18 protein-coding genes are annotated in these 26575 nt (G+C 73.9%); 5 read left to right on the plus strand and 13 right to left on the minus strand.

Annotated elements, in window-relative coordinates:
- Positions 1–15: 15 nt before the first annotated feature.
- Positions 16–2061, minus strand: a complete 2046-nt coding sequence (locus FHX78_RS07205) for a flotillin family protein (protein WP_145866629.1) — start codon at positions 2059–2061, stop codon at positions 16–18.
- A 96-nt stretch (positions 2062–2157) separates the two neighbouring features.
- Entirely contained in the window at positions 2158–2640 is a 483-nt protein-coding gene (locus FHX78_RS07210) for a hypothetical protein (RefSeq protein WP_145866630.1), read from the minus strand.
- A gap of 238 nt (positions 2641–2878) precedes the next feature.
- Here FHX78_RS07210 and FHX78_RS07215 point away from each other — a divergent pair, with 238 nt between their 5' ends.
- A complete protein-coding gene (locus FHX78_RS07215; protein ID WP_145866631.1) occupies positions 2879–3937 on the plus strand; it encodes a PucR family transcriptional regulator in 1059 nt (352 codons plus the stop codon).
- An 18-nt stretch (positions 3938–3955) separates the two neighbouring features.
- Here FHX78_RS07215 and FHX78_RS07220 read toward each other — a convergent pair whose 3' ends face one another.
- The 3 genes from FHX78_RS07220 to FHX78_RS07230 form a co-directional block, all read right to left on the minus strand.
- A complete protein-coding gene (locus FHX78_RS07220) occupies positions 3956–4399 on the minus strand; it encodes a DUF6299 family protein (RefSeq protein WP_145866632.1) in 444 nt (147 codons plus the stop codon).
- Positions 4400–4510: 111 nt separating this feature from the next.
- A complete protein-coding gene (locus FHX78_RS07225) occupies positions 4511–4909 on the minus strand; it encodes a RidA family protein (RefSeq protein ID WP_145866633.1) in 399 nt (132 codons plus the stop codon).
- Entirely contained in the window at positions 4906–6033 is a 1128-nt protein-coding gene (locus FHX78_RS07230; RefSeq protein ID WP_145866634.1) for an acyl-CoA dehydrogenase family protein, read from the minus strand. Before FHX78_RS07230 ends, FHX78_RS07225 begins: the two co-directional genes overlap by 4 nt.
- 116 nt (positions 6034–6149) lie before the next feature.
- Between FHX78_RS07230 and FHX78_RS07235 the strand changes: the two genes are divergently transcribed.
- Together FHX78_RS07235 and FHX78_RS07240 are read left to right on the plus strand one after the other, a co-directional pair.
- Entirely contained in the window at positions 6150–7760 is a 1611-nt protein-coding gene (locus FHX78_RS07235) for an AMP-binding protein (RefSeq protein ID WP_145866635.1), read from the plus strand.
- A 34-nt stretch (positions 7761–7794) separates the two neighbouring features.
- Positions 7795–8616, plus strand: a complete 822-nt coding sequence (locus FHX78_RS07240; RefSeq protein WP_145866636.1) for a PaaX family transcriptional regulator — start codon at positions 7795–7797, stop codon at positions 8614–8616.
- An 82-nt stretch (positions 8617–8698) separates the two neighbouring features.
- Here the strand turns inward: FHX78_RS07240 and FHX78_RS07245 are convergent, their stop codons facing one another.
- Both FHX78_RS07245 and FHX78_RS07250 read right to left on the minus strand, forming a co-directional pair.
- Positions 8699–11083 carry a bifunctional salicylyl-CoA 5-hydroxylase/oxidoreductase gene (locus tag FHX78_RS07245; RefSeq protein WP_229923960.1) on the minus strand — a complete coding sequence of 795 codons (2385 nt, stop codon included), beginning with the start codon at positions 11081–11083 and terminating at the stop codon, positions 8699–8701.
- 4 nt (positions 11084–11087) lie between these two features.
- A complete protein-coding gene (locus FHX78_RS07250; RefSeq protein ID WP_145866637.1) occupies positions 11088–11915 on the minus strand; it encodes an enoyl-CoA hydratase family protein in 828 nt (275 codons plus the stop codon).
- A gap of 353 nt (positions 11916–12268) precedes the next feature.
- On the opposite strand from FHX78_RS07250, the gene FHX78_RS07255 reads away from it, so the two are divergent.
- Complete coding sequence (locus tag FHX78_RS07255) at positions 12269–12715, plus strand: ATP-binding protein (RefSeq protein ID WP_145866638.1); 447 nt, start codon at positions 12269–12271, stop codon at positions 12713–12715.
- Positions 12716–12725: 10 nt separating this feature from the next.
- Here the strand turns inward: FHX78_RS07255 and argF are convergent, their stop codons facing one another.
- The 3 genes from argF to FHX78_RS07270 form a co-directional block, all read right to left on the minus strand.
- Positions 12726–13733 (minus strand): ornithine carbamoyltransferase, encoded by a 1008-nt coding sequence (gene argF / locus FHX78_RS07260; RefSeq protein ID WP_145866639.1) that lies wholly within the window; start codon positions 13731–13733, stop codon positions 12726–12728.
- A gap of 59 nt (positions 13734–13792) precedes the next feature.
- The gene (locus FHX78_RS07265) at positions 13793–15016 is read right to left on the minus strand and encodes an arginine deiminase (protein ID WP_167531709.1); all 1224 of its coding nucleotides are present in this window, start codon (positions 15014–15016) and stop codon (positions 13793–13795) included.
- 65 nt (positions 15017–15081) lie between these two features.
- Positions 15082–16836 carry an HEXXH motif domain-containing protein gene (locus FHX78_RS07270; RefSeq protein ID WP_229923961.1) on the minus strand — a complete coding sequence of 585 codons (1755 nt, stop codon included), beginning with the start codon at positions 16834–16836 and terminating at the stop codon, positions 15082–15084.
- Positions 16837–17991: 1155 nt separating this feature from the next.
- Between FHX78_RS07270 and FHX78_RS07280 the strand changes: the two genes are divergently transcribed.
- Entirely contained in the window at positions 17992–19314 is a 1323-nt protein-coding gene (locus FHX78_RS07280; protein ID WP_145866643.1) for a cation:proton antiporter, read from the plus strand.
- A 57-nt stretch (positions 19315–19371) separates the two neighbouring features.
- Here FHX78_RS07280 and fxsT read toward each other — a convergent pair whose 3' ends face one another.
- From fxsT to FHX78_RS07295, 3 genes are read right to left on the minus strand one after another with little or no spacing between them, the layout of a single operon-like run.
- A complete protein-coding gene (gene fxsT, locus FHX78_RS07285; protein WP_145866644.1) occupies positions 19372–23952 on the minus strand; it encodes an FxSxx-COOH system tetratricopeptide repeat protein in 4581 nt (1526 codons plus the stop codon).
- Positions 23953–25032, minus strand: coding sequence for an AAA family ATPase (locus FHX78_RS07290; RefSeq protein WP_145866645.1), 1080 nt, complete (start codon positions 25030–25032; stop codon positions 23953–23955).
- On the minus strand, positions 25029–26495 hold the full coding sequence (locus tag FHX78_RS07295; protein ID WP_229923962.1) for a VMAP-C domain-containing protein: 1467 nt from the start codon (positions 26493–26495) through the stop codon (positions 25029–25031). The genes FHX78_RS07290 and FHX78_RS07295 overlap by 4 nt, the downstream gene beginning before the upstream one ends.
- Positions 26496–26575 lie beyond the last annotated feature (80 nt).

The following is a 26575-nucleotide window of genomic DNA, read 5'->3' on the forward strand; positions in this document are numbered from 1 at the left end:
CCCGGCCGTGGGTGGTCAGGCCCTGGCGGCGCCGTTCGGCGCGGCCGGCGGTGTGTCGGTGAGGCCCGGCTCCCCCGCCTGCTCGATCAGTTGCCGGAGCCGGCCGGCGTGCTCGCCGCCCTCCGTCATCAGCCGCGTCAGCAGCGCGGACACGGTGAGGTTCTGCACGTCGGCCGTGGAGACGGAGCCCAGCACGCGGCTCAGGTCCTCGGTGAAGTTCGCCGAGCCGTCCAGCCAGGGGCCGGCGAGGGCCTGCGCGGTCTCGGAGCTGCGGACGAAGCCGTCGACGCCCTTGCCGAGCGCGATCGAGGACACCAGCCGGTCGAAGAAGACCGACTCCCCGCCGACGATGTTGATGTCCGCGTTCTCCAGTCCGGTGGCGAGGACCGTGGCCTGCGCCTCGGCGACCTGCCGCTGCACCTCCAGTCCGGCGAGCCGGACGTCCTTCTCCGCCTCCAGCCGCAGCCGGTACTCCTCGTGGCCGCGGGACGCCTCGTCGAGGGCGGCCATGGCCGCCGCCTTCTCGGTGAGGCCGGCCGCCTCCGCGCGGAGCTTGCCGCTGATGGCCTCCGCGTCGGCGAGGGCCTTGGCCCGGGCTCCCTCGGCCTCCGCGCGCAGCCGGGCCTCGGTGGCCCCGGCCTCGGCACGGCCCGTCTTCTCGGCGACCTCGGCCTCCTTGTCGCGGACCTGCGCGGCGGCCAGTCCTTCGGCCGCGGCCTCCGCCTGGACTCCCTCGGCCAGCCGCAGCTTGGCCCGCGCGTCCAGGTCGGCGGTCTTCAACCGGGCCTCGGCGAGGGTGAGTTCCTCGGCGGCGCGGTGGGCGGCGGCCTGCTCGGCGGCCTCGGCCGCCTTGATGTCCTTGACCAGCCTCTCCTGCGCCTCGGCCTCCGCGGCGATGACGACGGCCTGCCGCTGCCGCTCGGCCTCCTCGACCGCCCGCAGCCTGAGGATCGACTCCTCCTGCTCGGCGACCGTGCGGTCCACCGCGACCCGCTCGCGGACCACCTCGGCGATCTCCCGCTTCTCCGCCTCGACCTCCTTCTCGGCGGCGATCCGCGTCAGCTGGGTCTCCCGTTCCCGGGCGATGACCTCCAGCAGGCGGTCCTTCTCGATGCGCTCGCTCTCCACGGCGATGACCCGCTCGCGGTTCTTGGCGGCGACGGCGACCTCGCGGGCCTGGTTCTCGCGCTGCACGCCGAGCTGTTCCTCGGTGCGCAGGAAGGCGCTCTGCGCGCGCAGCCGCTCCTCCTCCACCACCCGGGCGGTCTCGGCCTCCTCGCGGGCCCGTACGGTCTCGATCTCCCGGCGCTGCTTGATCTCGGCGTCGGCCTGCCGGCGTTCCAGTTCCAGGATGGCCTCGCGGGCGTCGACGTTCTGCCGGGTGATCTCCTTCTCCTCGCCGCGCTGGGCCTCGTTGGTGCGGACGTGCTCCACGGCCGTCAGTTCGGTGATCTTGCGGATGCCCTGGGCGTCGAGGACGTTGCCGGGGTCGAGCTGGGTGAGGGGCGTCTGCTCCAGGTAGTCGATGGCGGCGTCCTCGAGGTGGTAGCCGTTGAGGTCGACGCCGATGACCTCGATGATCCGGTACCGCAGTTCCTCGCGCTTGGTGTACAGGTCGGTGAAGTCCAGTTGCTTGCCGACGGTCTTCAGCGCCTCGGAGAACTTCGCGTGGAACAGTTCCTGGAGGGTGTTGCGGTCGCTGGCGCGCGCGGTGCCGACGGCCTGGGCGACCTTGATGACGTCGTCCACGGTCTTGTTGACCTTGACGAAGAACGTGATGCGGATGTCCGCGCGGATGTTGTCGCGGCAGATCAGGCCTTCCTTGCCGGCCCGGGTGATCTCGATGGTCTTCACCGAGATGTCCATGACCTCGGCCTTGTGGAGCACCGGCAGGACGACCGACCCGGTGAACGTCACGTCGACCCTGCGGGTCTTGGAGACGATCAGGGCCTTGCCCTGCTCCACCTTGCGGAACAGTCTGGAGACGACGAGCAGGCCGATGAGCAGCAGGAGCAGGGCGACGCCGACGAGTACGGCGATGCCCACGGTGGCGGCATCCATGGGACACGTCCTTCTGGGCTGGAATGTGGGCAGAAGTCGGGTGGAGAGGCGCCTCGTCGACGAGGCGGGTGGACGTCCGGTGGAGGAGGAGACGGCTCAGCCGGTGCCGCGGTTCTGCGGCAGGCGCGGACGGATGCCGTCCGCCGGCCGGGGCACCGCGCGTGACGCACCGTCACGGTCCGCGTGGGGTTCGCGCGTCGGCCGTGACGGGCCGGGTTCGTCCGGGAAGAGGCGGTGCAGCCGTCGTACGAGGCGGCGGGTGAGCCGCCAGGCGGCGAGCAGCGCGCCGCACGCGGCGGCCGGGCGCAGCAGTCCCTCGGCGGGCCCGTCCGGGAGGGTCGTGTCCAGCAGGACGCCCGTGCCGGTGGCCAGGAGCCAGGCGAGGAGCGTCAGCAGCGAGAACGCGACCGCGATCGGTACGCCGCCCATCCCGAGGGGGCGGAGGTCCGCGTCGGAGTCGAAGCTGCGGGCGGTGGTGGCCCCGACGGCCACCAGCAGCCAGAAGCAGATCACGACGACGAGGGCGGCGGTGAACAGGAGGGTGGGCGCACCCGTGGCGGACTCCACGACCCTGTGCATCGGAACCCCCTCCCCCGTTCTCCGCTCACGTCGGCGGGCAGCACGGCTCCCCTCCGGTTCCGGCGCCGGCACCTGCCGGTGCCCGGCACCGGAACCTTCCGCGGTGCTCCCCGCGGACCATGGTGCCCGGCGGACCCGCGTTCGCGCATTGCCGGATCCCGGCAGTTTTCCCTAGGGTCTGGGTGCCGGTGGGACACCATGCCGGTGTGAGGAACGCGTCAGGACTTGGGGGGACCACGTGACAGAACGCGAGATTCCGGAGGAGTATCTGAGCGGCTATGCCCACATCCTGACCGAGGTGGCGGCCACGGGCCGACGCCTCACCCGGGACGAGATCGCCTCCCGCCGGGCCCTGGGGGAACGGGCCGCGGAGGCGGGTTTCGGACTGCGCTCCCTGGTCGGCGCGCATCTGTCCGCCGCCCGGGAGGCATGGCCCCGGGGCGCGGACTCGGCCGACGGCGCGCTCGCCGCCGTACAGCAGGTCGTCGACGCGTTCGCCGCCGGGTACGAGCGCGCGCAGCGGCTGGCGGTGCGTCAGGAGGAGGCGTCCCGGCGGGAGTTCATCGACGACCTGCTCTACGGCCGCAGCGACCTGGGGCGGCTCGCCGAACGCGCCGAGCGCTTCGGCCTGCGGCTGTCCCACGCGCACGCCGTCGCCGTCGCCCGGGGTCCCGCCGCCTACGACGAGGGCGACCCGGTGCCGCGGCAGGTGGAGCGGGCCCTGCTCTCCCGGTTCGACGAGCGCAGCATCCTGCTCACCACCAAGGACGGGCGGCTGCTGTGCATCGCGCCGGGACACCAGGGCGAGGTGCTCACCCACTTCGCCAAACAGGCGTACGCCGCCACCAACGGCGGCCAGGTCGCCATCGGCCGCGCGCAGTCCGGGGCCGGGGGTGTCGTGCAGTCCTACGAGGAGGCGCTGAACACCCTGGAGATAGCCGAGCGGCTGGGGCTCGACGACCCGGTGCTGCGCGCCGCCGACCTGCTGGTCTACCCCGTACTGGCCCGCGACCGCCAGGCCATGACCGACCTGGTCCACAACACCCTGGGGCCGCTGACCGCGGCCCGGGGCGGCGCCCGGCCGCTCCTCGACACGCTCACCGCCTACTTCGACGCCGGCTGTGTCGCCGCGGAGGCGGCCCGGCGGCTCTCCCTGAGCGTGCGCGCGCTGACGTACCGCCTGGAGCGCATCCACAAGCTCACCGGCGCCGACCCGTCGGACCCGGCCCACCGCTACATGCTCCAGACGGCGGTCATCGGGGCCCGGCTGCTGGACTGGCCGGCCGGCGGGCGGTGATCCGCCGGCCGGTGCCGGTCAGCCCTCGGCCAGGGTGATGTCCTGGTGGCGGACGGCGTGCGGGACGGGCAGCAGGATCAGGCCGCTGGGGCGCAGCTCCAGGAGGGTTGCCTCGACGTGCGCCCCGCCCGCCTTCAGCGCGCCGGCGGGCACCTTCCCGGTGTTCTCCCAGCGGTGTTCCTTGCCGTCGCACACCGCGCGGGTGCCGCCGATGGCGTAGCGGATGGAGGACGAGGCCTGGTTCACCGAGGAGGCGACGTAGACCTCTCCGGTGTCGACGGTGCAGCGGTAGGTGCCGGAGAGGGTGACGGTGTCGCCGGCGATCCGCCCCTCGGCGTCCACGGTCATGGAGGCCGTGGGGGCGAGGGGGGCGGCGGGCGCCGCCACCGAGGGGGCCGCCGCGGCGGCGCCGAGCAGCAGTGCCGCACCGGCCACGGCGCCGAGCAGGGGACGTACGGGCATGGGGGAACCTCCCGAAATGAGCGGAATGGAGCTTTCCACCAGTACCCGGCGCACGGGCCCGCGGCCACTCGGCGTCACCCTTCGGTGGCGACCGCGTCCGGGGCGGTGCGGTCAGGGCAGCACGGCGAAGCCGTCGAGTTCCACCAGGGCCCGCTCGTCCCAGAGGCGGACCACCTCGACGACCGCCATCGCCGGGTAGTCGCGGCCCGCCGACTCCCGCCAGATCCGGCCGAGTTCGCGGGCGTGGCCGCGGTACGCGGCGACGTCGGTGGCGTACACGGTGACGCGGGCCAGGTCGGCCGGGGTGCCGCCGGCGGCGCGCAGGGCGGCGAGGAGGTTGGCGAGGGCGCGCGCGAACTGCTCGGGGAGGGTGTCGCCGACCACCTCGCCCCCGGCGTCGAGGGCGGTCTGGCCGGCCAGGAACACCAGCCGGGAGCCGGTCGCCACCACGGCGTGCGAGAAGCCGGCCGGCGGGGACAGGTGCGGCGGGTTGACGCGCTCGGCGGTCACCGGTCCTCCAGGTTCTTGTACAGCTCCTTGGCGATGATGCCCCGTTGCACCTCGCTCGCGCCCTCGTAGATCCGGGGCGCGCGGACCTCGCGGTAGAGGTGTTCGAGCGGGTGCCCGCGCCGCAGCGCGCGTGCGCCGTGCAGTTGCACGGCCCGGTCGACGACGTACTGCGCGGTCTCGGTGGCCAGCAGCTTCGCCATCGCGGCGCGCCGGGGCACCCCGTCGGCGCCCGTGTCGTACGCCGTGGCCGCCGCGTACACCATCAGCCGGGCCGACTCGGTGCGCAGGGCCATCTCGGCGACCTGGTGGGCGACGGACTGGAGGTCCTTCAGGGTGCCGCCGAACGCGTCGCGCCGCGCGGTGTGGGCGAGGGTGGCGTCCAGGGCGGCCTGGGCCATGCCGACGGCGAAGGCGCCGACGCTGGGGCGGAACAGGTTGAGGGTGTCCATGGCGACCCGGAAACCGGCGTCCACCGTGCCGAGGACGTCGTCGGCGGTCACCGGTACGGCGTCGAAGGCGAGGGTGCCGATGGGGTGCGGGGAGAGCATGTCGAGGGCGGAGCCGGTGAGTCCGGGGCGGTCGGCGGGGACCAGGAAGGCGGTGACGCCGCGGGCGCCGGCGCCGGGGGTGGTGCGGGCGAAGACGGTGTAGAAGTCGGCCTCCGGGGCGTTGGAGATCCAGCACTTCTCGCCGGTGAGCCGCCAGCCGGAGGGGCCGTCGGGGTGGGCGGCGAGCGCGAGCGCCGCCGCGTCGGAGCCGGCGCCGGGCTCGCTCAGCGCGAACGCCGCGACCGCGCCGCCGTCACTCACCCGGGGGAGCCAGCGGGCCCGCTGGGCGGCGGTGCCGTGGGTGTGCACGGGGTGGGCGCCCAGGCCCTGGAGGGCGAGGGCGGTCTCCGCCTCGGTGCAGACGCGGGCGAGGGACTCCCGCATCAGGCACAGGTCGAGGGCGCCGGAAGTGAACAGGCGGGACAGCAGGCCGAGGGCGCCGAGTTCGGCGACCAGGGCCCGGTTGACCCGCCCCGGCTCACCCTTCCCGGCGAGTGGGCGGAGCCGGTCGGCCGCCAGCGCGCGCAGCTCCGCGCACCAGGCGAGCTGCGCCGGTTCGAGCGAGAATGCGGTCATCGCCGGTCCTTCCCTCGCCGCTGGGCCACTCCCGAGGTTATCGCGGACCGTTGACTGCCGTCACCAACGCGATACGCTCCTGATGCGAGCCCACCACGCCAAGGGGGCGGATCGTCATGAATCCACGGGCCACCGCGCACGTCGACACCTTCGCCCGCGACCATCTCCCGCCGCCCGACGAGTGGCCCGACCTCCGCTTCGACCTGCCGGAGCTGCGCTACCCCGAGCGGCTGAACTGCGCGGCCGAACTGCTGCACGGCCCGCCCGGCGACCGCCCCGCCTTCCACACGCCCGACGGCACCACCTGGACGTACGGCGAGCTGCGCGCCCGGGTGGACCGGCTGGCGCACGTCCTCACCGGCAACCTCGGCGTGGTCCCGGGCAACCGGGTGCTGCTGCGCGGCCCCACCACGCCCTGGCTGGCGGCGTGCTGGCTGGCGGTGCTGAAGGCGGGCGCCGTCGCCGTCACCGTGCTGGCCCAGCAGCGCCCGCACGAACTGGGCACCATCTGCGCGATCGCGCGGGTCCGGCACGCGCTGTGCGACGTCCGGTCGCTGGACGACCTCGCCAGGGCCGGGATCCCGGACCTGCGGATCGCCACGTACGGCGGCGACTCCCCCGACGACCTGCTGCACCGCCCCGCGCCCGGCACACCGTACGCGCCCGTGCCCACCGCGGCCGACGACGTGGCGCTGATCGCCTTCACCTCCGGCACCACCGGACGTCCCAAGGGCTGCATGCACTTCCACCGGGACGTGCTGGCGATCGCGGACACCTTCTCCCGGCACGTGCTGCGGCCGGTCGCGGACGACGTGTTCGCGGGCAGCCCCCCGCTGGGCTTCACCTTCGGCCTCGGCGGTCTGGTGGTGTTCCCCCTGCGCGCCGGGGCCAGCGCGCTGCTGCTGGAGCAGGCGCACCCCGAGCAGTTGCTGTCCGCGATCGCCGCGCACCGGGTGTCGGTGCTGTTCACCGCGCCCACCGCCTACCGGGCGATGCTCGGCGCCCTCGACGGGCACGACGTCTCCTCGCTGCGCCGCTGCGTCTCGGCGGGCGAGAACCTGCCGGCCGCCACCTGGCGGGCCTGGCACGACCGCACCGGACTGCGCGTCATCAACGGCATCGGCGCCACCGAACTGCTGCACATCTTCGTCTCCGCCGCCGACGAGCGGATCCGGCCCGGCACCACCGGCGTCCCCGTGCCCGGCTGGCAGGCGCGCGTCCAGGACGCCGACGGCACGCCCGTGCCGGACGGGGAGCCGGGACTGCTCGCGGTGCGCGGCCCGGTCGGCTGCCGCTACCTGGCCGACGCGCGCCAGCGGGAGTACGTGCGCGGCGGCTGGAACATCACCGGCGACACCTATGTCCGCGACCCCGACGGCTACTTCCGGTACGTGGCCCGCGCCGACGACATGATCATCTCGGCCGGGTACAACATCGCCGGCCCCGAGGTGGAGGACGCCCTGCTGCGCCACCCGGACGTCGTGGAGGCGGCGGTGGTGGGCCGGCCCGACGAGGCGCGCGGCCAGGTCGTGGTGGCGTACACGGTGCTGAAGGAGGGCGCCGGGCGGGACGCCGAGGCGCTGCGTGCCTTCGTGAAGGCCGAACTCGCGCCCTACAAGTGCCCGCGCGAGATCGTCTTCATGGACGCGCTGCCCCGCACGGCCACCGGCAAGCTCCAGCGGTTCCTGCTGCGCGCCCCCGCGGGAACGGGAGATGACCAGGGATGACGCCGGGCGACCGCACGCGTCCGCACGACCTAAGATGATCAACGTGTCCGACCAGCAAGCCCAGCACGCCCCGAGATCACTCATCGTCACGCTCTACGGCGCGTACGGCCGCTTCGTGCCGGGCCCGGTGCCCGTCGCCGAGCTGATCCGGCTGCTGGCCGCGGTCGGGGTGGACGCACCGTCCGTCCGCTCCTCGGTCTCCCGCCTCAAGCGGCGCGGGCTGCTCGTCCCGGCGCGCACCGCGCGGGGCGCCGCGGGGTACGACCTCTCGCCCGAGGCACGCCAGTTGCTGGACGACGGCGACCGCCGCGTCTACGCCACCGCGCCGCCCGCGGACGAGGGATGGGTGCTCGCCGTGTTCTCCGTGCCGGAGTCCGAGCGGCAAAAGCGGCACGTCCTGCGCTCCCGGCTGTCCGGCCTCGGCTTCGGCACGGCGGCCCCCGGCGTGTGGATCGCCCCCGCCCGGCTGTACGAGGAGACGCGGCACACCCTGGAGCGCCTGCGCCTGGACACGTACGTGGACTTCTTCCGCGGTGAGCACCTCGGCTTCGCGCCCACCGCCGAGGCGGTGGCCCGCTGGTGGGACCTGGCCGGGATCGCCGATCAGCACGAGGCGTTCCTCGACCGGCACGCGCGGGTGCTGCACGCCTGGGAGCGGCGCGCGGACACCCCGCCCGAGGAGGCCTACCGCGACTACCTCCTCGCCCTGGACTCCTGGCGCCACCTCCCCTACGCCGACCCCGGACTGCCCGCCGCCCTGCTCCCCGCCGACTGGCCGGGCGCCCGCTCGGCGAGCGTGTTCCGCGCCCTGCACGAGCGGCTGCGGGACGCGGGCGCGGCGTTCGTGACCGGGTGACCGTCTCGCCTCACACCCCGGTGACCGTTCCCCCTCGCGCCCCGGTGACATTCTTCCCGGTCGCCCGGGTGGGCGGTCGCGGTCAGTCGCCCAGTGCGAGGCGGGGCCGGGGGGCGTCCGTGCGGCCGGTGCGCGGGCGCCGGCTGCCCGCCCGGTAGGGGGCCGGCCAGACGACGCCCGGGCCCTCGTAGCCCTGTTCGGCCGCCGCGTGCAGCGTCCAGTGCGGGTCGTACAGGTGCGGGCGGGCCAGTGCGCACAGGTCCGTACGCCCGGCCAGGATCAGCGAGTTGACGTCGTCCCAGGAGGAGATCGCGCCGACCGCGATCACCGGGACGCCCGCCTCGTGCCGCACCCGGTCGGCGAACGGGGTCTGGTACGAGCGGCCGTACTCCGGTTTCTCGTGGGCCACGACCTGCCCGGTCGACACGTCGATCGCGTCCGCGCCGTGCGCGGCGAAGGCGCGGGCGACGGCGACCGCGTCGTCGGCGGTGATGCCGCCCTCCGCCCAGTCGGTGGCGGAGATGCGGACGGTCATCGGCCGGTCCCCGGGCCAGACCTCGCGCACCGCGTCGAAGACCTCCAGCGGGAAACGCAGCCGCTTCTCCGGCGAACCGCCGTAGGCGTCGGTGCGGTGGTTGGTCAGCGGGGAGAGGAAACCGGAGAGCAGGTAGCCGTGGGCGCAGTGCAGTTCGAGCAGGTCGAACCCGGCCCGCGCGGCCCGCACCGCGGCGTCGGCGAACTGCTCCCTGAGATCGGTGAGCTGCGCCCGGGACAGTGCGCGGGGGACCTGGCTGCCCGGCTTGTACGGCAGCGGGGAGGCGGCGACCAGGGGCCAGTTGCCGTCGTCGAGGGGTTCGTCCATGCCCTCCCACATCGGCTTGGTCGAGCCCTTGCGTCCGCTGTGGCCGAGCTGCACGCCGATCACGGTGCCGGGGGCCCGCGTGTGCACGAAGTCGGTGATCCGCCGCCACGCCTCGGCCTGCCGGCCGGTGTAGAGGCCCGCGCAGCCCGGCGTGATGCGGCCCTCCGGACCGACGCACACCATCTCGGTCATCACCAGGCCGGCGCCGCCCAGCGCGCGGGCGCCGAGGTGGACGAGGTGGAAGTCGCCGGGGACGCCGTCGACCGCCGAGTACATGTCCATGGGGGACACGACGACCCGGTTGCGCAGGGTCAGACCGCGCAGCCGGAACGGGGTGAACATCGGGGGCGTACCGGGCGGGCAGCCGAACTCGCGCTCCACCGCCTCGGTGAAGCGGGGGTCGCGCAGCCGCAGGTTGTCATGGGTGACGCGGCGGCTGCGGGTGAGCAGGTTGAAGGCGAACTGGCGGGGCGGCCGGCCGAGATACAGGTCCAGGTTCTCGAACCACTCCAGGCTGGCCCGTGCGGCACGCTGGGTGGAGGCGACGACGGGCCGGCGCTCCGCCTCGTAGGCGGTCAACGCAGCCTCCAACCCGCTGTGTTCGCGCAGGCAGGCGGCCAGTGCCAGCGCGTCCTCGACGGCGAGCTTGGTGCCGGAGCCGATGGAGAAGTGGGCGGTGTGGGCGGCGTCGCCGAGGAGCACGACGTTGCCGTGCGACCAGCGTTCGTTGACCACCGTGCGGAAGGTGGTCCAGGCCGAGTTGTTGGACTTCAACGGGCGTCCGCCGAGCGCCTCGGCGAAGATCTTGGCGCAGCGCTCGACCGACTCGTTCTCCGGCGTCTCGTCGAACCCGGCGGCACGCCACACCTCCTCGCGCATCTCGACGATCACGGTGGAGGCACCGTGGTCCTGCGGCCCGGAGGGCCTCGCTGCGGGGTGGTGGCCGGGCGACGGGCGGGAGTACGGGTAGCCGTGCAGCTGCATCACGCCGTGCTCGGTCTCGGCGATCTCGAAGCGGAAGGCGTCGAAGGCGAAGTCGGCGGCCAGCCAGATGTAGCGGCAGCGGTGCTCGGTGATCCGCGGCCGGAACACGTCCGCGAACGCCGCGCGCGTGGTGCTGTGCACCCCGTCGGCGGCCACCACCAGGTCGTACGTCCGTGCCAGCCGGGCCGGATCGGGGGCCTCGGCCCGGAAGCGCAGCTCCACTCCGAGCGAGCGGCAGCGCTCGTGCAGGATCTGCAGCAGCCGGCGCCGGCCGAGGGCGGCGAAGCCGTGACCGCCGGAGGTGTGGCGCACGCCCCGGTGCACGATGTCGATGTCGTCCCAGCGCACGAAGTGCCGCTGGAGCGCGGCGTGGACGACGGGGTCGGCGTGCTCGATGCCGCCGAGGGTCTCGTCCGAGAGGACGACACCGAAGCCGAAGGTGTCGTCGGGGGTGTTGCGTTCCCAGAGGGTGATCTCCCGGTCGGGGCCGAGGCGTTTGAGCAGCGCGGCGGCGTAGAGCCCGCCGGGTCCGCCGCCGACGACCGCGATGCGGTGGGGGTGGCCCGCCGCACCGCGCGACACGGGGGCGGCGGCGGCCGCGGTCGCCTTCGTCGGTGCCATCCGGCTACCTCCCCCGCCACTTCGGGGGGCGCTTCTCGGTGAAGGCCGCGTGGAACTCGGCGTAGTCCTCGCCGTTCATCAGCAGCGCCTGGGTCGAGGCGTCCAGTTCCACCGCCGCCGCGAGCGGCATGTCCAGCTCCGCCGTGAGCAGCGCCTTGGTCTGGGCGTACGCCAGGGCCGGGCCGTCGGCCAGCCGGCGGGCCAGCGCCCGGGCGGCCTCGTCGGCGTGGCCCTCGTCCGTCAGCCGGCTGATCAGGCCGATCCGCTCGGCCTCCGGGGCGCGCACCGGTTCGCCGAGCATCAGCAGCCGCGTCGCGTGGCCCAAACCGACGACCCTGGGCAGCAGATAGGCGGCCCCCATGTCGCCGCCGGACAGGCCGACCCGGGTGAAGAGGAAGACGAAGCGGGCGCCGGGGTCGGCCACCCGGAAGTCGGCGGCGAGGGCCAGGACGGCGCCGGCGCCGGCCGCCACCCCGTGCACCGCGGCGATCACCGGGAACGGGCACTCCCGTACGGCCCGCACCACCTGCCCGGTCATCCGGTTGAAGTCGAGCAGCTGGGCGGTGTCCAGGGAGAGGGTGGCGCCGATGATCTCGTCGACGTCGCCGCCGGAGCAGAAGCCGCGCCCCTCGCCGGCCAGCACCAGGGCGCGTACGGCCCGCTCCCGGGACAGCTCGGCGAGCAGGTCGCGCAGGTCGGCGTAGGCGCCGAAGGTGAGCGCGTTGAGCTTGTCGGGGCGGGCGAGGGTGACGGTGGCGACGCCGTCGGTGAGATCGACGCGCAGATGCTCCCAGCGGCCGGTGCGGGCGGCGGATCCGGTGAAGGGACTCATGCGGGCGGCCTCCTCGGACGGGCACGGCGCGGCTCACTGGGCTCCGCCCCTCGAAGTTATCACCCATCGATGACTGTCGTCACGGTCGCGCGATAGGCTCTTCGGGTGCATCCCCGTACGGCGGTTCCCGGCTGCGGCACGCCGTCACATCCGTCACATCCGTCACGCTTCGTCGACACGCAGGTAACGGTGGGGCCGCGGGCGGGAGGCGGGGCGAGGGGCCGGGTATGCCGCCCGTTGCCGGGGCACGACGTCCCGGACGGCGCCCGGCCGGGGCCGCCGGTGCCGCCCCCGCGAAGGGGCGCGCCGGGCGCGCCGTACCCTTGACGGTTGAAAGCAGGAGCACCCGCTCCATGAACGGACCCGCTGTGCACGAACCTCCCGCCGCCTCCACCTCCTGGCGCGTCGCGCTGCCGCACACCACCGCGGCCGTGCCCGTGGCCCGTGCACTGGTCCGCACGGCACTGGCCGAGCGGGAGCACTCCGCCGACAGCGACACCGCGGAGCTGCTGACGGCCGAGCTGGTGGCCAACGCCGTGGAGCACACCTCGGGCGGCGCGCCGATAGAGCTGGTGGTGCGGCTGCTGCCGGCCGGTTTCCACGTCGAGGTGCACGACACCGACCCGGCACCGCCCGGCGACCTCACCCGTCCGGTCCTCGAGGCTCCGGACCCCTGGCAGGAGCACGGGCGCGGACTGCTGCTGATCCGCGCGCTGAGCTCGTCCTGCGGCCACCGTCCCACCGAGTCGGGCAAGGCCGTGTGGTTCCGGCTGCCGGGCCAGCGGCGGCGCCCGGCCTGACCGCCCCCGGTCAGGCGAGGGTCGCGACCAGCACCGCCTTGATGGTGTGCATGCGATTCTCCGCCTCGTCGAAGACGACCGAGTGCTCCGACTCGAACACCTCGTCGGTCACCTCCAGGGAGGTGAGGCCGTGGCTGTCGAAGATGTCCCGGCCGACCTGGGTGCCGAGGTCGTGGAAGGCGGGCAGGCAGTGCAGGAACCGGACGTCCGGGTTGCCGGTGGCGCGCAGGACGTCCATGGTCACCGCGTACGGCGCGAGGGCCGTGATCCGCTCGTCCCACACCTCCTTGGGCTCCCCCATGGACACCCAGACGTCCGTGGCGACGAAGTCGGCGCCCGCGACCCCCTCGGTGACGTCCTCGGTGAGCGTGACGCGGGCCCCGCTGACGGCGGCGAGCTCCCGGGCGCGGTCGACGACCTCCTGGGCGGGCCAGTACGACTTCGGGGCGACGACGCGGACGTCCATGCCCAGCAGGGCCGCGGTCACCAGGTAGGAGTTGCCCATGTTGAAGCGGGCGTCACCGAGGTAGGCGAAGGCGGTGTCCGTGAGCGGCCTGGTGCCGTGCTCGGTCATGGTGAGCACGTCGGCGAGCATCTGGGTGGGGTGCCAGTCGTCGGTGAGCCCGTTGAAGACCGGCACCCCGGCGTACGCCGCGAGTTCCTCCACCTTGGCCTGGCTGTCGCCCCGGTACTCGATGCCGTCGTACATCCGGCCCAGCACCCGGGCGGTGTCCTTGACCGACTCCTTGTGCCCCATCTGCGAGCCGGACGGGTCCAGGTACGTCGTGGAGGCGCCCTGGTCGGCGGCCGCGACCTCGAACGCGCAGCGGGTGCGCGTCGAGGTCTTCTCGAAGATCAGCGCGATGTTCCTGCCCCGCAGGTACTGGACCTCGGCCCCGGCGCGCTTGGCGGCCTTCAGCTCGGCGGCCAGCTCCACCAGGCCGAGGAACTCCTGCGCGGTGAAGTCCAGCTCCTTGAGGAAGTGGCGGCCGGCGAGGGCGGTCGGGACAGTCGCCATGGGGCGCTCCAGGGATGGGGGACACGAACCCTTGGAAGTCTATACGATGAATTGTATTTCTATACGGGGTCCCGCTGGACGGGACAGCTCATGCAGCGCGGCCCTCCCCTGCCCCGCCCCAGCTCGCTGCCCGGGATCTCTATGACCTCGATGCCCTGCTTGCGCAGATGCGTGTTGGTGGTGGCGTTCCGCTCGTAGGCGACGACGACGCCCGGCTCCACGGCCAGCACGTTGCAGCCGTCGTCCCACTGCTCGCGCTCGGCCGCGTGCACGTCCTGGGTGGCGGTCAGCACCCGGATCTCGCTGAGTCCGAGGGCGGCGGCGATCGCGCGGTGCATGTGTTCCGGCGGATGGTCGGTGACCTTCAGCTCCTTGTCCCCCGCGCCCGGCTCGATGGTGTACGAGCGGAGCATGCCGAGGCCCGCGTACTGGGTGAAGGTGTCGCCGTCGACCATCGTCATCACGGTGTCCAGGTGCATGAACGCGCGTCTCTTCGGCATGTCGAGGGCCACGATGGTCTCGGCGGACCCGGCCGCGAACAGCTTGTGCGCGAGCATCTCCACGGCCTGCGGGGTGGTCCGCTCGCTCATCCCGATCAGCACCGCCCCGTTGCCGATGACCAGGACGTCCCCGCCCTCGATCGTGGACGGGTAGTCGGCCTGCCCCTCGGACCAGACGTGGAAGGACTCCGCGCGGAAGAGGGGGTGGTGCCGGTAGATCGCCTCGAAGTGCACGGTCTCGCGCTGCCGGGCCGGCCAGCGCATCGCGTTGATGGAGACACCGTCGTAGATCCAGGCGGAGGTGTCGCGGGTGAAGAGGTGGTTGGGCAGCGGGCCGAGGAGGAAGTCGTCGAGCTCCATCGCGTGGAAGCGCACGGAGGTCGGCTCCGGGTGGGCGTCCAGGAACTCCCGCTTGGTCATCCCGCCGACCAGCACCTCGGCCAGCTCGGACGCCGGGAGCGTCTCGAACGCGGCCCGCAGGTGGTCGGTGGCGAGCGGGCCGTACTCCTTCTCGTCGAAGACGCGGTCCAGGACGAGGCCGCGGGCCGCCGGGATCTCCAGCGTCTCGGCGAGCAGGTCACCGAAGAGGTGCACGGTGACGCCCCGGTCGCGCAGGACGTCGGCGAACCCGTCGTGCTCGGCGCGCGCCCGGCGCACCCAGAGCACGTCGTCGAAGAGCAGGGCGTCCTTGTTGCTGGGGGTGAGCCTTTTGAGCTCGAGATCGGGCCGGTGCAGGATCACCCGGCGGAGCCGTCCGGCCTCGGAGTCGACGTGGTAGGTCATGCCTCCATCCTGACCATCCGGGCGCCCGTTCACCCCTGTCCGCCGGGTACGGAAATCCGCTTCCGTCAGCCGCGGGGTCCCGGCCGGACCGGCTCGGGCCGCGCCAGGTCGGGCCGGGCGAGCGCGGGTCGGGCCGGCCCGGGGCGGGCCAGCTCGGGTCGGGCCAGCAGCCGCCGTGCCCCGGGGCCCCGGTCCAGCGCGGCGCGGGCGACGATCCACCCGGCGAGCAGGTGCGGGTCACCGGGCTCCCGGCGCAGCCCCTCGTCGTACCCGGCCAGCGCGGCGGCGGCGTCACCGGCGGCGAGGTGTTCGTCGGGGGTGGCGGGGTCGGTGGGCGGGAGGGCGAAGGCGTGGGTGCGGTGGTCGGGCCAGGGAGCCCGGTCCGTGCGCAGCCGGAGGGGGGCCGACAGGGGCGGGGGGACGGGCTCGCCCCCGGGTGGCACGGAGTGCCCGTCCGGTTCGTGGTGGGCGGGCGGGGCCACGTTGCGCAGGCGCCACTCGGTGCGGTGGAGGGCGGCGGCGGTACGGGCACGGGCCGCGGCGGCCGGGTCCACGGGTTCGCGCAGCCAGCCGTCCAGCGTCCGGGCCAGCCCGCCGACCAGGCCGTGCCCGTCCGCCGTGAGACGTCCGCTGGTGAGGAGGGTGCGCACCACGAGCCGGCTCTGCGTCCGGCGCAGGGCGAAGTGGTAGGCCGCCGTCCCGCGATGTTCCGGGTCGGACAGCCGGTCCCGCCAGAACCCGGCGACACCGGTGAAGGCGTAGGCGCCGTGCAGCAGACCGGTCAGGTGGCGCGGGTCGGGGCGCCAGGGGGCGTAGTGGCGCTCCGCGCGGTCGTCGTCGAGGAGCGGGAAGAGGTGGAGCAGCGCGGCGAGCTTGCTGTGCTGGAACTCGTGGACCAGCGCCTCCGCCAGCGCGAGCGGCGAGGAGGGGCGGGCGATGACCATCGCGCCGTAGGAGTCGCCGCTGGAGGCCGAGACCCGCACGTCGGGGGGTGGCGGGGGCAGCAGGCCTGTGCGTTCCCACGGGACGACGGACCGGATCACGGCGGGGTCGAGCCGCCCGGGCCCGGCTCCGGGCCGGCGAGCGAGGATCGCGGTGGCCTCGTCGAACAGCCGCTGCCAGGCCGCCGCCTCGTCGTCGTCCAGCCGGGCGGGCGGGATGGGGTCGTCGAGGTCGCGGTAGGGGTCCAGGTCGTCCAGGGGGATGGCCGCGGAGCCGGCCGTGAGGGTGCGGAGGGGGAGCCAGCCGGTGCCGGCGGGCGGTTCCTCACCCACCGGGACGGACGCGGGGCGGCAGGTCAGGGACGCCGGCCCGCCCGCCCGCCCCGGCCCCGTCAGGGTCAGTTCGCCGGCCCGGGTGCGCGCGGTGCCCTCCGTCAGCCCGGCCGCCGCGTCCGGAAGCCGGGCCAGTCCCAGACCGGGCAGGGGCAGCGTCCCGTCGTGCAACGGAACGCGCAGAACCGTTTCGGTTCCGGCGTGCAGCGACGCGGCGACCGCGAGGGTGTTCAACCGTCCCGCCTCCGACCACAGTTCCGGCCCGGTCGCGGTCCCGTGCAGACGGCGCAGCAGGTGCGCGATCCAGGCACCGGTCGTCGGGGCGAGCAGCAGCCGCTCGACCGGCCCCGGCGCCCGCCCGGCGGCCTCCTTGAACACTCGCCAGGCCTCGGCGGCGGGGGTCAGCGGGGTGGGCACGTCGCCGAGCCGGTTCAGCAGGGTGCGCAGCAGCAGCAGGCGGCGGGCGCGCTCCCCCTGTTCGAGGAAGGCGACGGCCTGTGCGGAGCCACCGCCGGCGGCCAGTTCCGCGAAGAGGGGTTCGGGCATGCGGAACGGGGCAGTGCGCGGCGCATTCATCACCGGGGACCTCCGGTCGGTGGGCGGGCGGGGGAACCCGGTGGGGCGCGCTCCCCCTGCTCCGGGGCCGCTACTCGGCGCGGGCGTTGGGTATTTCGCCGCCGCCCCGGATGCTGCCGCGGGACCGCAGGACCTCCGCGAGAAGACGATGGCCGGATCGGAGGGGCCCCAGGCCGTCCACGGCGGTCAGGGGAAGCGCCGCGAGATCCGCCAGGTCCGACTCCCGGACAGGAGTCCCCGCATCGAGGGTCGGCTCCCGGGCGGCGGCTTCGGCGTTGCGGTGAGCGGGCGGCTGATGCAAGGTGCGTCCCCCTTCTCGCACGGTGGCACGCGATGCCCCGTGTCCTTGAATCCATCATGGCCATTGAGTGCCGCATCGAAAACCGTACGATCACGCCACCCGATCATCATTCACCGCGCGCATGGGGTACGGGAGCCGTGCATCAGTCCGAATGCCCTGCCCGTCAGGCCGCGCGCCCGGTGCCGGTGTCCGCACGCAGGACGCCCGAGGACGGCACCGCCGCGCACCGGGCCGGTGCCGCACGCGACCGGTGGACACGCCCGTGGCGTCCGTGCCGAACTCCCTGTCACGGGACGGGCTGCTGGGGCGTGACGGCCTGGCGCGAGACCGGCGCCGGGCGGCCGGCACAGGCCCGGCCGCCTGCGGGTCCGCCCGCGGCACGGCACGGCGGGACGAGGGACGAACGGCGCTTGCCCACCGGCCCGCGGGCCAAAGAACACCAGTGCCCCGGCGCACACGGGCCCGCGCCGCCGGACCCCCGGGTTACTGCAGAGTACGGCCCGCTCCCCTGAGGGCCGCGAGACATGTCCGTACGGCCGGAAACAGTCCCTCCGGATCGGCGGGCCGGCCGCGCGACCCACGCGGCGCCGTTCTTGAGGGCGCGCCGACGGCGCACGGCAGCACGGACGTCGGCCGGAGGCACTCCCGTCCCACAGCCGGACGGGACCGCCACCAGTGTGCTTCCCGTGACTCGGGAGAAGCATGCCCGAGACACCCGATGCGCCGTCAGATGCCCTTTATCCTGGGAGAGTTGGCTTCGTGCAAGCGTGCGAAGACGCATCGGCGGCCACCTGGCCGACCGCACACCGACCACAGGGGGACGCATGAGCCCTGACGCGCTGATCGCGCACTTCGTGGGCGCCTCGGCCCTGATCCTGGTGGCCGCGCACGCGGCCGGCTGGGCGGCCCGGAAGCTGGGCCAGCCGTACATCGTCGGCCAGCTGACGGCGGGGATAGCGCTCGGTCCCTCCCTGCTCGGCCATACGGCACCCGGCGTGTACGAGGCGTTGTTCCCCGAAGAGATCGGTACGGCCCTGACCGGGTTCGCGCAGTTCTCCCTGGTGGTGTTCCTGTTCGCGGTCGGCTACGAGCTGGACCTGAAGCTGCTGGGCGACCGCGCGCGCACGGCGGTGACGGTGGCACTGGCCTCGTTCCTGGTGCCGATGGCGGTGGGCAGCGGGGCCGCGCTGCTCTTCTGGGACCGGCTGCGGGCCCTCGGCATGCCGCGGGACCCGTCCGTGCCGATGGTCGTGTTCGCCGGGATCGCCCTGTCGGTCACGGCGGTCCCCGTCCTGACGGCCATAGTGCGCGAGAACGGTCTGGCCCGTACGGTGCCCGGCGTGGTCGCGGTCTCGGCGGCGGGCCTGCTCGACGTGGTCTGCTGGACGGTGCTCGCGGGCGCGCTGATGGAGAACGGCGGCGACCACGCGCTCGGCTGGCCCTGGCGGGCGGTGATCGCGGCCGGGTTCGTCGCCGTGATACTCCTGGCGGCCCGGCCCCTGCTGCGCCTGCTGCTGCGGCGCACGCACATGGAGGCCTCGCTGCGGATGGCGCTGCTCATCGGCTTCGCCCTCGGGTCGGCCTGGGTGACGCACTCCCTGGGGCTGCACGTCATCTTCGGCGCGCTGCTGGCGGGTGTGGTCGCCCCCCGTGAGCCGGACGGCACCCTCGATCCCGATCTGCTGCGGCCCCTGCACGACGTCAGCTCGCTGCTGCTCCCGTTCTTCTTCGTGATCTCGGGCCAGGCCGTGGCGCTGAACGGCATGGGGGCCACGGGATGGGTGGCCGTACTGGTGGTGACGGCGCTGGCCGCGGTGACGAAGATCGGCAGCGGTCACGCGGCCGCCCGCCTGGGCGGTCTCGACCGGCACGACGCGCGCACCGTGGGCATCCTGATGAGCGCCCGCGGCCTCACCGAACTGATCGCCCTCAACGCGGGCCTGCAGGCGGGGCTGCTGAGCGAACGGCTCTACAGCGTCCTGGTGTTCATGGCCCTGGCCACCACGCTCTTGACCCAGCCGCTGCTGTTGCTGACCCGCCGTCTGGCCGAACGGGAGTCCGGCCGTCCGGACGACGCGGCCGGACCTCCGGCCCCGGCCCCCGGGCAGGACGGCACCCGCACCGCCCCGGTGGCGGACCTGGGCTGAGGAGCCCCGTCCGGGTCCGGTTTCACCCGGCCCGGACGCTTCCCGTCGTCGCGCCGCTCAGAGGGGCATGGGCGCGAGGTCGCATTCGATACGGCGGCGCTGGCCGGCCGCGACCAGCCAGGGGTGCCCGGCCCGGACCACGCGGGTGAAGCCCTCCTCCGCCTTGCGCTGCAGCGCGTCCGCCTCCCCGCCCCGGCCAAGACCCCGCAGGTCGAGGGCGAGATTCGCGGTGCAGGAGAGGGTCAGCGGGTGCTCCGCCCCGGCCACCGCGGTGAGCGCGGCCAGGTTGGCCTCGTCGATCTCCTGTGCCCGGTCGAAGTCCAGCCGGGCGTAGGCGGTGCTGGCCCGGCCGATGTCGACGGTCAGCGTCATCACGTGGTCGGGTCCCACCGTGGCCACCAGTCTGCGGAAGGCGTCGTCCTCCAGCTCACCGGCGCTGTCCAGGGCGCCGTGCATCCGCAGGGTGGCCGCGAGATTCGCCTTGGTCAGCAGCGTGTACGCGTGGTCGTCGCCGAGCAGCGACGCATAGTGCAGCGCCGTCTCCTCGCCGAGCCGGCGGGCCTCCTCGTACTTTCCGTCCAGCCGCCGGTCGACGGCGAGATTGGTCGCCGTGGCGAGCGAGTCGGCATGGACCGGACCGTAACGGGCCACGAAGTGGTCCAAGGTCTCCTCGGCGAGCTTCAGCGCCTCGTCGAGCGCCCCGTCCCGGCGGCGGCAAACCGCGAGGTTGCGGGCCACGCGCAGGGTGAGCGGGTGCTGCTCGCCCATCTCCTCCCGGGCCCTGCGGTAGACGTCCTCCTGGAAGTCCCGGGCCCTCGGGTAGTCGCCGTTCTCCCGCATGTCGATGGCGAGGGCGTTGAGGGTGTTCAGGGTGAGGTAGCTGCCGGGGCCGAACAACAGCTCGCGCTGCCGGGCGTTCTCCTGGTCCAGGACCAGCGCCTCGTCGAACCGCCCGCACAGCCGCAGGTCGACACCCCAGCTGTGGGTCGCCGCCAGGGTGATCTCGTCATCGGTGCCGAACATGGTGCGGGCCAGCTCGGTCGCCTCCCGGCCGAGTTCCCGGGCCTCCGCGAACCTGCCCTGGTAGCGGCGGGCGTCGGCCATCGCGCTGAGCGAGTCGATGAGGTCCTCGGGGTCCGCCTGGATGCGCCGGGAGGCCTCCAGCGCCTTCTCGCTGAGCGGGATGGCCTCCCCGATCTGCCCGATCTGACGCAGGGCGAAGGCGAAGGTCTTCGTGATGCGGATGACGTTGATGTCGTCCTCGCCGGACGCCGCCAGCCAGGCGTTGTACGCCTGCCGGGCGAGGTCCGCGGCGCCTTCGTGGTCGCCCCAGGAGTAGAGGAACAGCACCGTGTTGGAGACGAGTTCCCGCACATAGGTGTCGGAGCTGGTGACCGCCTGCGAGGTGAGGATGTGCGGCAGCAGCGCCTGGTACGAACGCCACTCCTGCGACGAGGCGTAGTGGCCCGGCTTGGCGGCGGACAGCAACTGGTGGGCGGCGTCCCTCATGTGGGCGCGCTGTTCCGGGTCGAGCTTGGCCAGGAGCACCGTCTGCAGCAGGCGGTGCATCTGGAGTGTGTCGGTCCGGGGGTCGGTCTTGACCAGGGAGAACTGGTTGAGGTCGCGTACGGCCCGGTTGAGTTTGATCGACTCCCGCAGCAGGGGGTCCACCTCGGGCGTGATGTTGACGCCCCGGCCGCCGCGCAGCATGGACCGCGGAATGGGCTCGGGGGCCATGCTGGCGCAGATGTCGAGGAGCTGGCGGGCGCCGGGGTTCTTCTCCTTGATCCGCTCCAGCGAGATGTCCCAGGCGGCGGCCACGGAGACGGGGTAGTCGGGGGCGGGGTCCAGTTCGAGGATCTCGGGGCTGCGCTGGGCGAGCAGGTCGAGGTACTCGTCGACGAGCATGCCGGTGACCGCGCGCCAGGCACCGGCCTGCTCCACGGCGAGGGGCAGGTCACCGAGCGCGTCGGCGAGGCGGCCCGCCTCGTCCTCGGAGAGGTCGGGCGAGCGCTTCTGCAGCAGCTCGACGGACTCCTCGCGCTCGAACACGTTCACCGGGAGCGGGGTCGCCACCCGTTCCCACGCCCGGTTGCGGGAGGTGATGATGACCTTGCCCGGCCCGCTGCTCGGGAAGTACTGGCGGACGGTTTCGATGTCCTCGGCGTTGTCGAAGACGAGCAGCCACCTGTCGAACGGCTCACCGCGGCGCAGCGCGTCCAGGGCGGCCGGCACCGCCGTGTTGGCGGTCTCCTGCCCCGTCTGGGCGACGCCGAGGCGGGCCGCCAGGCGGGCCAGCGCGGCCAGGATGAGGCTCTCCCGCTCGGCCGGGATCCAGCAGATCACGTTGTACTGGTGCTGGTGGGTGTAGATGTACTCCAGGGCCAGCTGGGACTTGCCGACGCCGCCGAGACCGTGCAGGGCGTGCGGCAGCACGGCCGCCGTGTCCTGGGCGTCGAGCTGCTCCTCCACGGCCCTCAACAACGCCTGACGGCCGACGAACGAGTGGTTCCTGAGCGGAACGTCCACCATGAGGGCCGGCGTTGCGGTCGTGGTGCTCTGCATGAGCGGCTCAGCCTCCGGGGCTTCGTGTGGGGTCTCGGTCACCAGGCTCGGCACGGTGTCTCCAGACGCGACGCGAACGCCCGGTGCTGGATGCCTCCCGTCCTGATCGTCGGGGGACTCGTCGCCGTCCGGGTGTTTCATGCTTCCGGATGGCTCCTGCGGCGCCCGTTCGGACGAGTCGGGAAGGAGCCTGGACAAGTCGGGTTCGATGCGGTTCGCCCGTTCGGAGTAGGGCCCCGAGAGCGCCCGCATCACGGCGAGTTCGCTGCGCACCCAGCCGCGCTCGGCCGGGTCGGGCAGCAGGGTGCCGACCGGGTCGCGCAGGGCGGCGCGCAGCGCCACGCCCCGCTCGCCGGCCGCCGGCAGGTCGCCCACCACGCTGACGGTGCGCGCGAGTTGGGACCGGGTGGTGGTGGCGAGCAGCGCCTCGCGCACGCCGTCGGCGAACTCGGGGCGGCCCCCGCCCTCGCTGTCCCAGTCGATCAGTCCGCCCATGAGGATCTCGGCGAGGTGGTCGGGGCCGGTCTCCGGCATGACCCGGCGCCGCAGTTGTTCGACGAGGTCGAACTCGAACGGGATGGCGGCCAGCTGGGTGGCGAGGCGGCGTGCCGCGGGGGTGGCGAGGGTGAAGAAGCGGCGTACGGCGGCGGCAGCGGCGCGCGGGAGGCGCGGGGCGCGCAGACCGGGGGCGGGCGCGCCCTTGGTGAGGGTGCCGGCGAGGACGACGGGCAGGGAGCGGCGTACTCCGCGCTCGCCGGTGACCAGGTCGGCCCAGGCGGCGACGGAGCCGGGTTTGAGGGAGAGCACCGGAACGGGCAGGGAGTCGTCGGCCGCCTCCGGCAGCGGGCGCAGGGGGTCGGGGCCGCCCGGTGGCGCCCAGTGCCCGAGGCAGTCGTTGGGCAGGCCGAAGCCGCCGGCCTCCAGGACCGCCGGGTGGGGGTAGAGCGAGGTGCGGTGGCGCAGGTGGGGCGGGAGCAGGTGGACCAAGGCGGTGGGGCCGGAGCGGGCGAGCCGGCTCAGCAGGGTGTCGGCGGCGGAGGCGGCCCAGCCGTGGGCGAGGCCGTCGGTGACGGCGAGGAAGACGCGGCCGCCGCGGCCGTCGAGGAGTTCGGCCGGGTCCGCGACGGCGCCGCCGCTGGTCCAGCGCAGGGTCGCGGTGCCCGTGCGGGGGAGGGTGACCCGCAGGGTGCGGACACTGCGGAAGGCGCCGCTGTGTTCGGCCGCCTCGGCGAGGCCGGCCACCGTCTCCTGCCAGATCCGCATGGTGGGCGCGTCGTCGGCGAGCAGCACCAGGTCGAACGCGGAGGTGCGGGCGGGACGCAGGAACGGCATCCACATGCCGTCGGCGACCCCCTGCTCGGCGGTGGTCTCCTCGTCGAGCTCCAGGGTGTCGCGGGAGGGCACCCGCCGGGCGAGCTGGTGCAGGGCGCGGGCGAGCAGGGCGGTGCGGCGTCCGGGTCCGTGCTGCGGCAGGTTGGCGTCGGGCAGCAGGGGGTGTCCGACGTGGAGGGTGCCCGCTCCCTCGGAGTGCGGTAAGAGCCCGCCGTCCGCGGGGACCGGAACGCCGCCCGGAAGCCCGGAGGCGGAGGCGGAGGGCCCGGTGGGGGGCGGTGCGCCGGGCCGGTCGAGGGGGAGCCGCGCGAAGGGTCCGGGAAGGGCGGGGTGGGTCGTGAGATCGGCCGGATCCGCATCCACGGAGGGCGGTTCGGGGTCCGGTCCGTCCTCGGTGGGGGGCGCCGCGGCGGCTGTCCCGGCACCCGCGGACGGGCGGGCGAGGCCCGGGGGCGGCTCCGCTTCCGGTCCGGCGCCGGGAGGAGCGCCGTGACGGTCCCAGTACGCGGCCAGCCACACCGCGTCCGCCAGCTCCTGCCAGCGCGGCGGATCCGGTGACCCGCCGTCCGCACCGGGGAACGGCTGGTCAGGGGCCGGCCGGAGCGGGGCAGCGATGACGGAGCCTCCGACCTCACTCGCGTACTCGACGGACTCGGAGAACGCCGAAGGAGGCGACGACCCCGGCAGAGGTCCGCCGTCGCCCGATCCGGATGCGCGCTCCCTGGGAAAGCCGTTGTCCATTCAGCGGCCCTTCGCGAGGTCGCGGAGGAGCATTTCCACGAGCGTACGCCCGTTCCCGCCGACCTGGAAACCACCCATGGTAGTGATCTGGACAGCGTTGAGTAACTGGTCCAGGGAGTGCGTGCCGCCGGCCTGGACGCGCTGGAGGAAGAGGTCCACCAGGTCCTCGGTGCCCCGCGGGCGCTCACCGAGGTGCCGCTTCACCATGGCGAGCAGCTGTTCGCGGGTGGGGATGCGGAGTTCGAGGGGCAAACAGCGCCTGCGGAACGCGGCCGGGAACTCCCGTTCGCCGTTGCTGGTGATCACCACGACGGGGAACTCCCGGCACTCGACCCGCCCCTGCCGCAGTACGGCACGGACGCCGGGGTCGCTGGTGTGGACGCTCGCGGTGTCGGCGGCGTCACGGACCAGCTCCGGGACGTCATAGCTTCCGTTCTCCAGGACGTGCAACAGGTCGTTCGGCAGGTCGATGTCGCTCTTGTCGAGCTCGTCGACAAGAAGCACACGGGGACGATCGTAGGGCAGCAGGGCGGTTCCGAGTGGCCCGAGCGTGAGGAAATCGCCGAGCAGGGGCGGAACTTGACGATCACTTGGGGCGGTTCCGGGGTCCGCCGCCGCCTCGGCGCCCTGTGCCGCCGCGTCCCGCAGGCCCGCCTGCCAGGCGGCGATGGCCTGGGCGCGTCCCATCGCGTCATGGGTGTAGAGGCCGTCGCGCAGGGTGGTGCGGCTGACGATGTTCCACTCCAGGACCCGGCCGAGCCCCAGTTCCCGCGCGATCACATAGGCCAGGGAGGACTTGCCGATGCCGGGCGGTCCGCTGATCAGCAGCGGCCGGCGCAACACCAGCGCGGCGTTGACGATGGCGATCTCGTCGGAGCCGAGCTGCGGGGTGACCTCGCCGGGGCCCAGCCGGCGCAGCGTGGCCCGCTGGTCGTCGGGCGGCGCGGGCTGGAGGGGCGTGCCGCCGAAACGGCGCCACGGCGGGGGCTCGGGGAGTTCCACGGCGGCGGCGGGCGCCTGTCCGGTGGCGTGAAAGATCCACCAGTCGGCCGGGGCCGCCTGCTCCTCCTGAGCGGTCATGCCGATGCCTCCTCGCCGGCGAGATCGCCGTCCTCGGTGTGAATGTCCACGAGCCGCGTCGGATCGTCCCAGAAAAAGGCGATGTGGCGCCCCAGCAGATCGGGGCTCTGGTCCGGATCGACGGCTTTCCTGCGGAGCCGGTGGATGGCCATGGGGATCTGCGCGGCGATCGGTACGGAGGCGAACACCGCGGTGACGACCTCGCGCCGCTCCTCGACGAAGGCGCCCCTGCGGTCCCATATGGCCAGGGCGATGCCCTCCGCGATGGCGGCCTTCAGCGCCTCCATCGCGGGCGTGTCGGCGGGGGCGTCGAGCACCACGGCGGTGCGTCCGGACTCCCCCGCGAGCGCGGTCTGCCAGGCGTCGAGCCGCTGGGCGTCCGCGCCGGTCCAGCCGTGCACCGTGACGCCCTGCTGCCGCAGGCTGCGCCAGCGTTCCCGCCACTGGCGGCGGACCAGCACGTCGTCGGTGCGCATCCGCTCCAGACTCCGCAGGTGCACCCCGTACTTGAGGCCGAGCGGCAGCGGCCTGCCGTGGCCGGTGGTGAACCGCAGCCCCGCCACGTCGTGGTTGAGCAGGTCGTACGGGAGGACGAACTCGACGTAGGTCGGCTGTTCGCGTCCGGTGGGGTCGGGGTCGGCCGGCGCGGACCAGAGCCGCGCGCCCTGCTGGAGGGCCTGTTCGACGGCGGGACCGAGGCCGTCCAGGGTCGTGGTGGTGGGTTCACCGGGCTGGGGGTCCCAGTGGCCGGGGACCGTGTTGAGCCAGGGGCGTACGACGATCTCGCCGGTGCCGTCGCGGGCGGGTTCCACGGCGACGATCAGACAGCACGGGATGTCCGGGTCGCTCGCCGACTTCAGGCGGGCGGCGCGGCGCCCGGCCACCGCCGCCGTCAGTCCCGAGCGCTGCGCCCAGCCGTCGGTCCACTTCAGCAGGGACCCGCGGTGACCGGGCGATGCGGCGAGGGAGGCGGCCACGTCGACCAGGAGCACCGCGGGCGGTAATCCGTCCGGCTGCGCGTTCCACTCCAGGATGTGGGCGAAGAGCTGTTCGGGGGAGAGCCCGACGGGCAGGAAGAGGCCGTTGAGCTCCTCGGCGAGCCGGTCGCGCAGCCGGGTGGCGGACACCTCGCCCTTGGCCTCGGCCAGCAGGGCGTGGGCGGTGCCGGTGTCATGGCCGGAGAGCGGCCCGGGGAGGGACGGGGCGGGGGCGAGCAGCCGGCCCAGCTCCTCGGCCGCCGCGGGCCCTTCGAAGACCTCGACGACCGTGACCAGGACGCGCTCCCCCTGCGCCACGCTCAGCGCGGCGCGCACCATGGCCACCACGTCCTCGCGCAGCCGTATGCCGCGCACGTCGACCGTGCGGGCCAGCTGCTCGCCGAGCACGGTCGCGAACTGGACGCGCCCCTGGGCGTCCTCCATGCAGCTCAGCTCGCACAGGGCGGCGGTGAGCCGGGACAGCATTTCGAGACCGTGCGCGCGCGGCCCCCCGCTCCCGGGGCCGCCGAAACCCTCGCCCTTCTCCACCGACCGTTCCCCCATGA

The sequence above is a fragment of the Streptomyces capillispiralis genome, from assembly GCF_007829875.1.
Lineage (GTDB): Bacteria > Actinomycetota > Actinomycetes > Streptomycetales > Streptomycetaceae > Streptomyces > Streptomyces capillispiralis.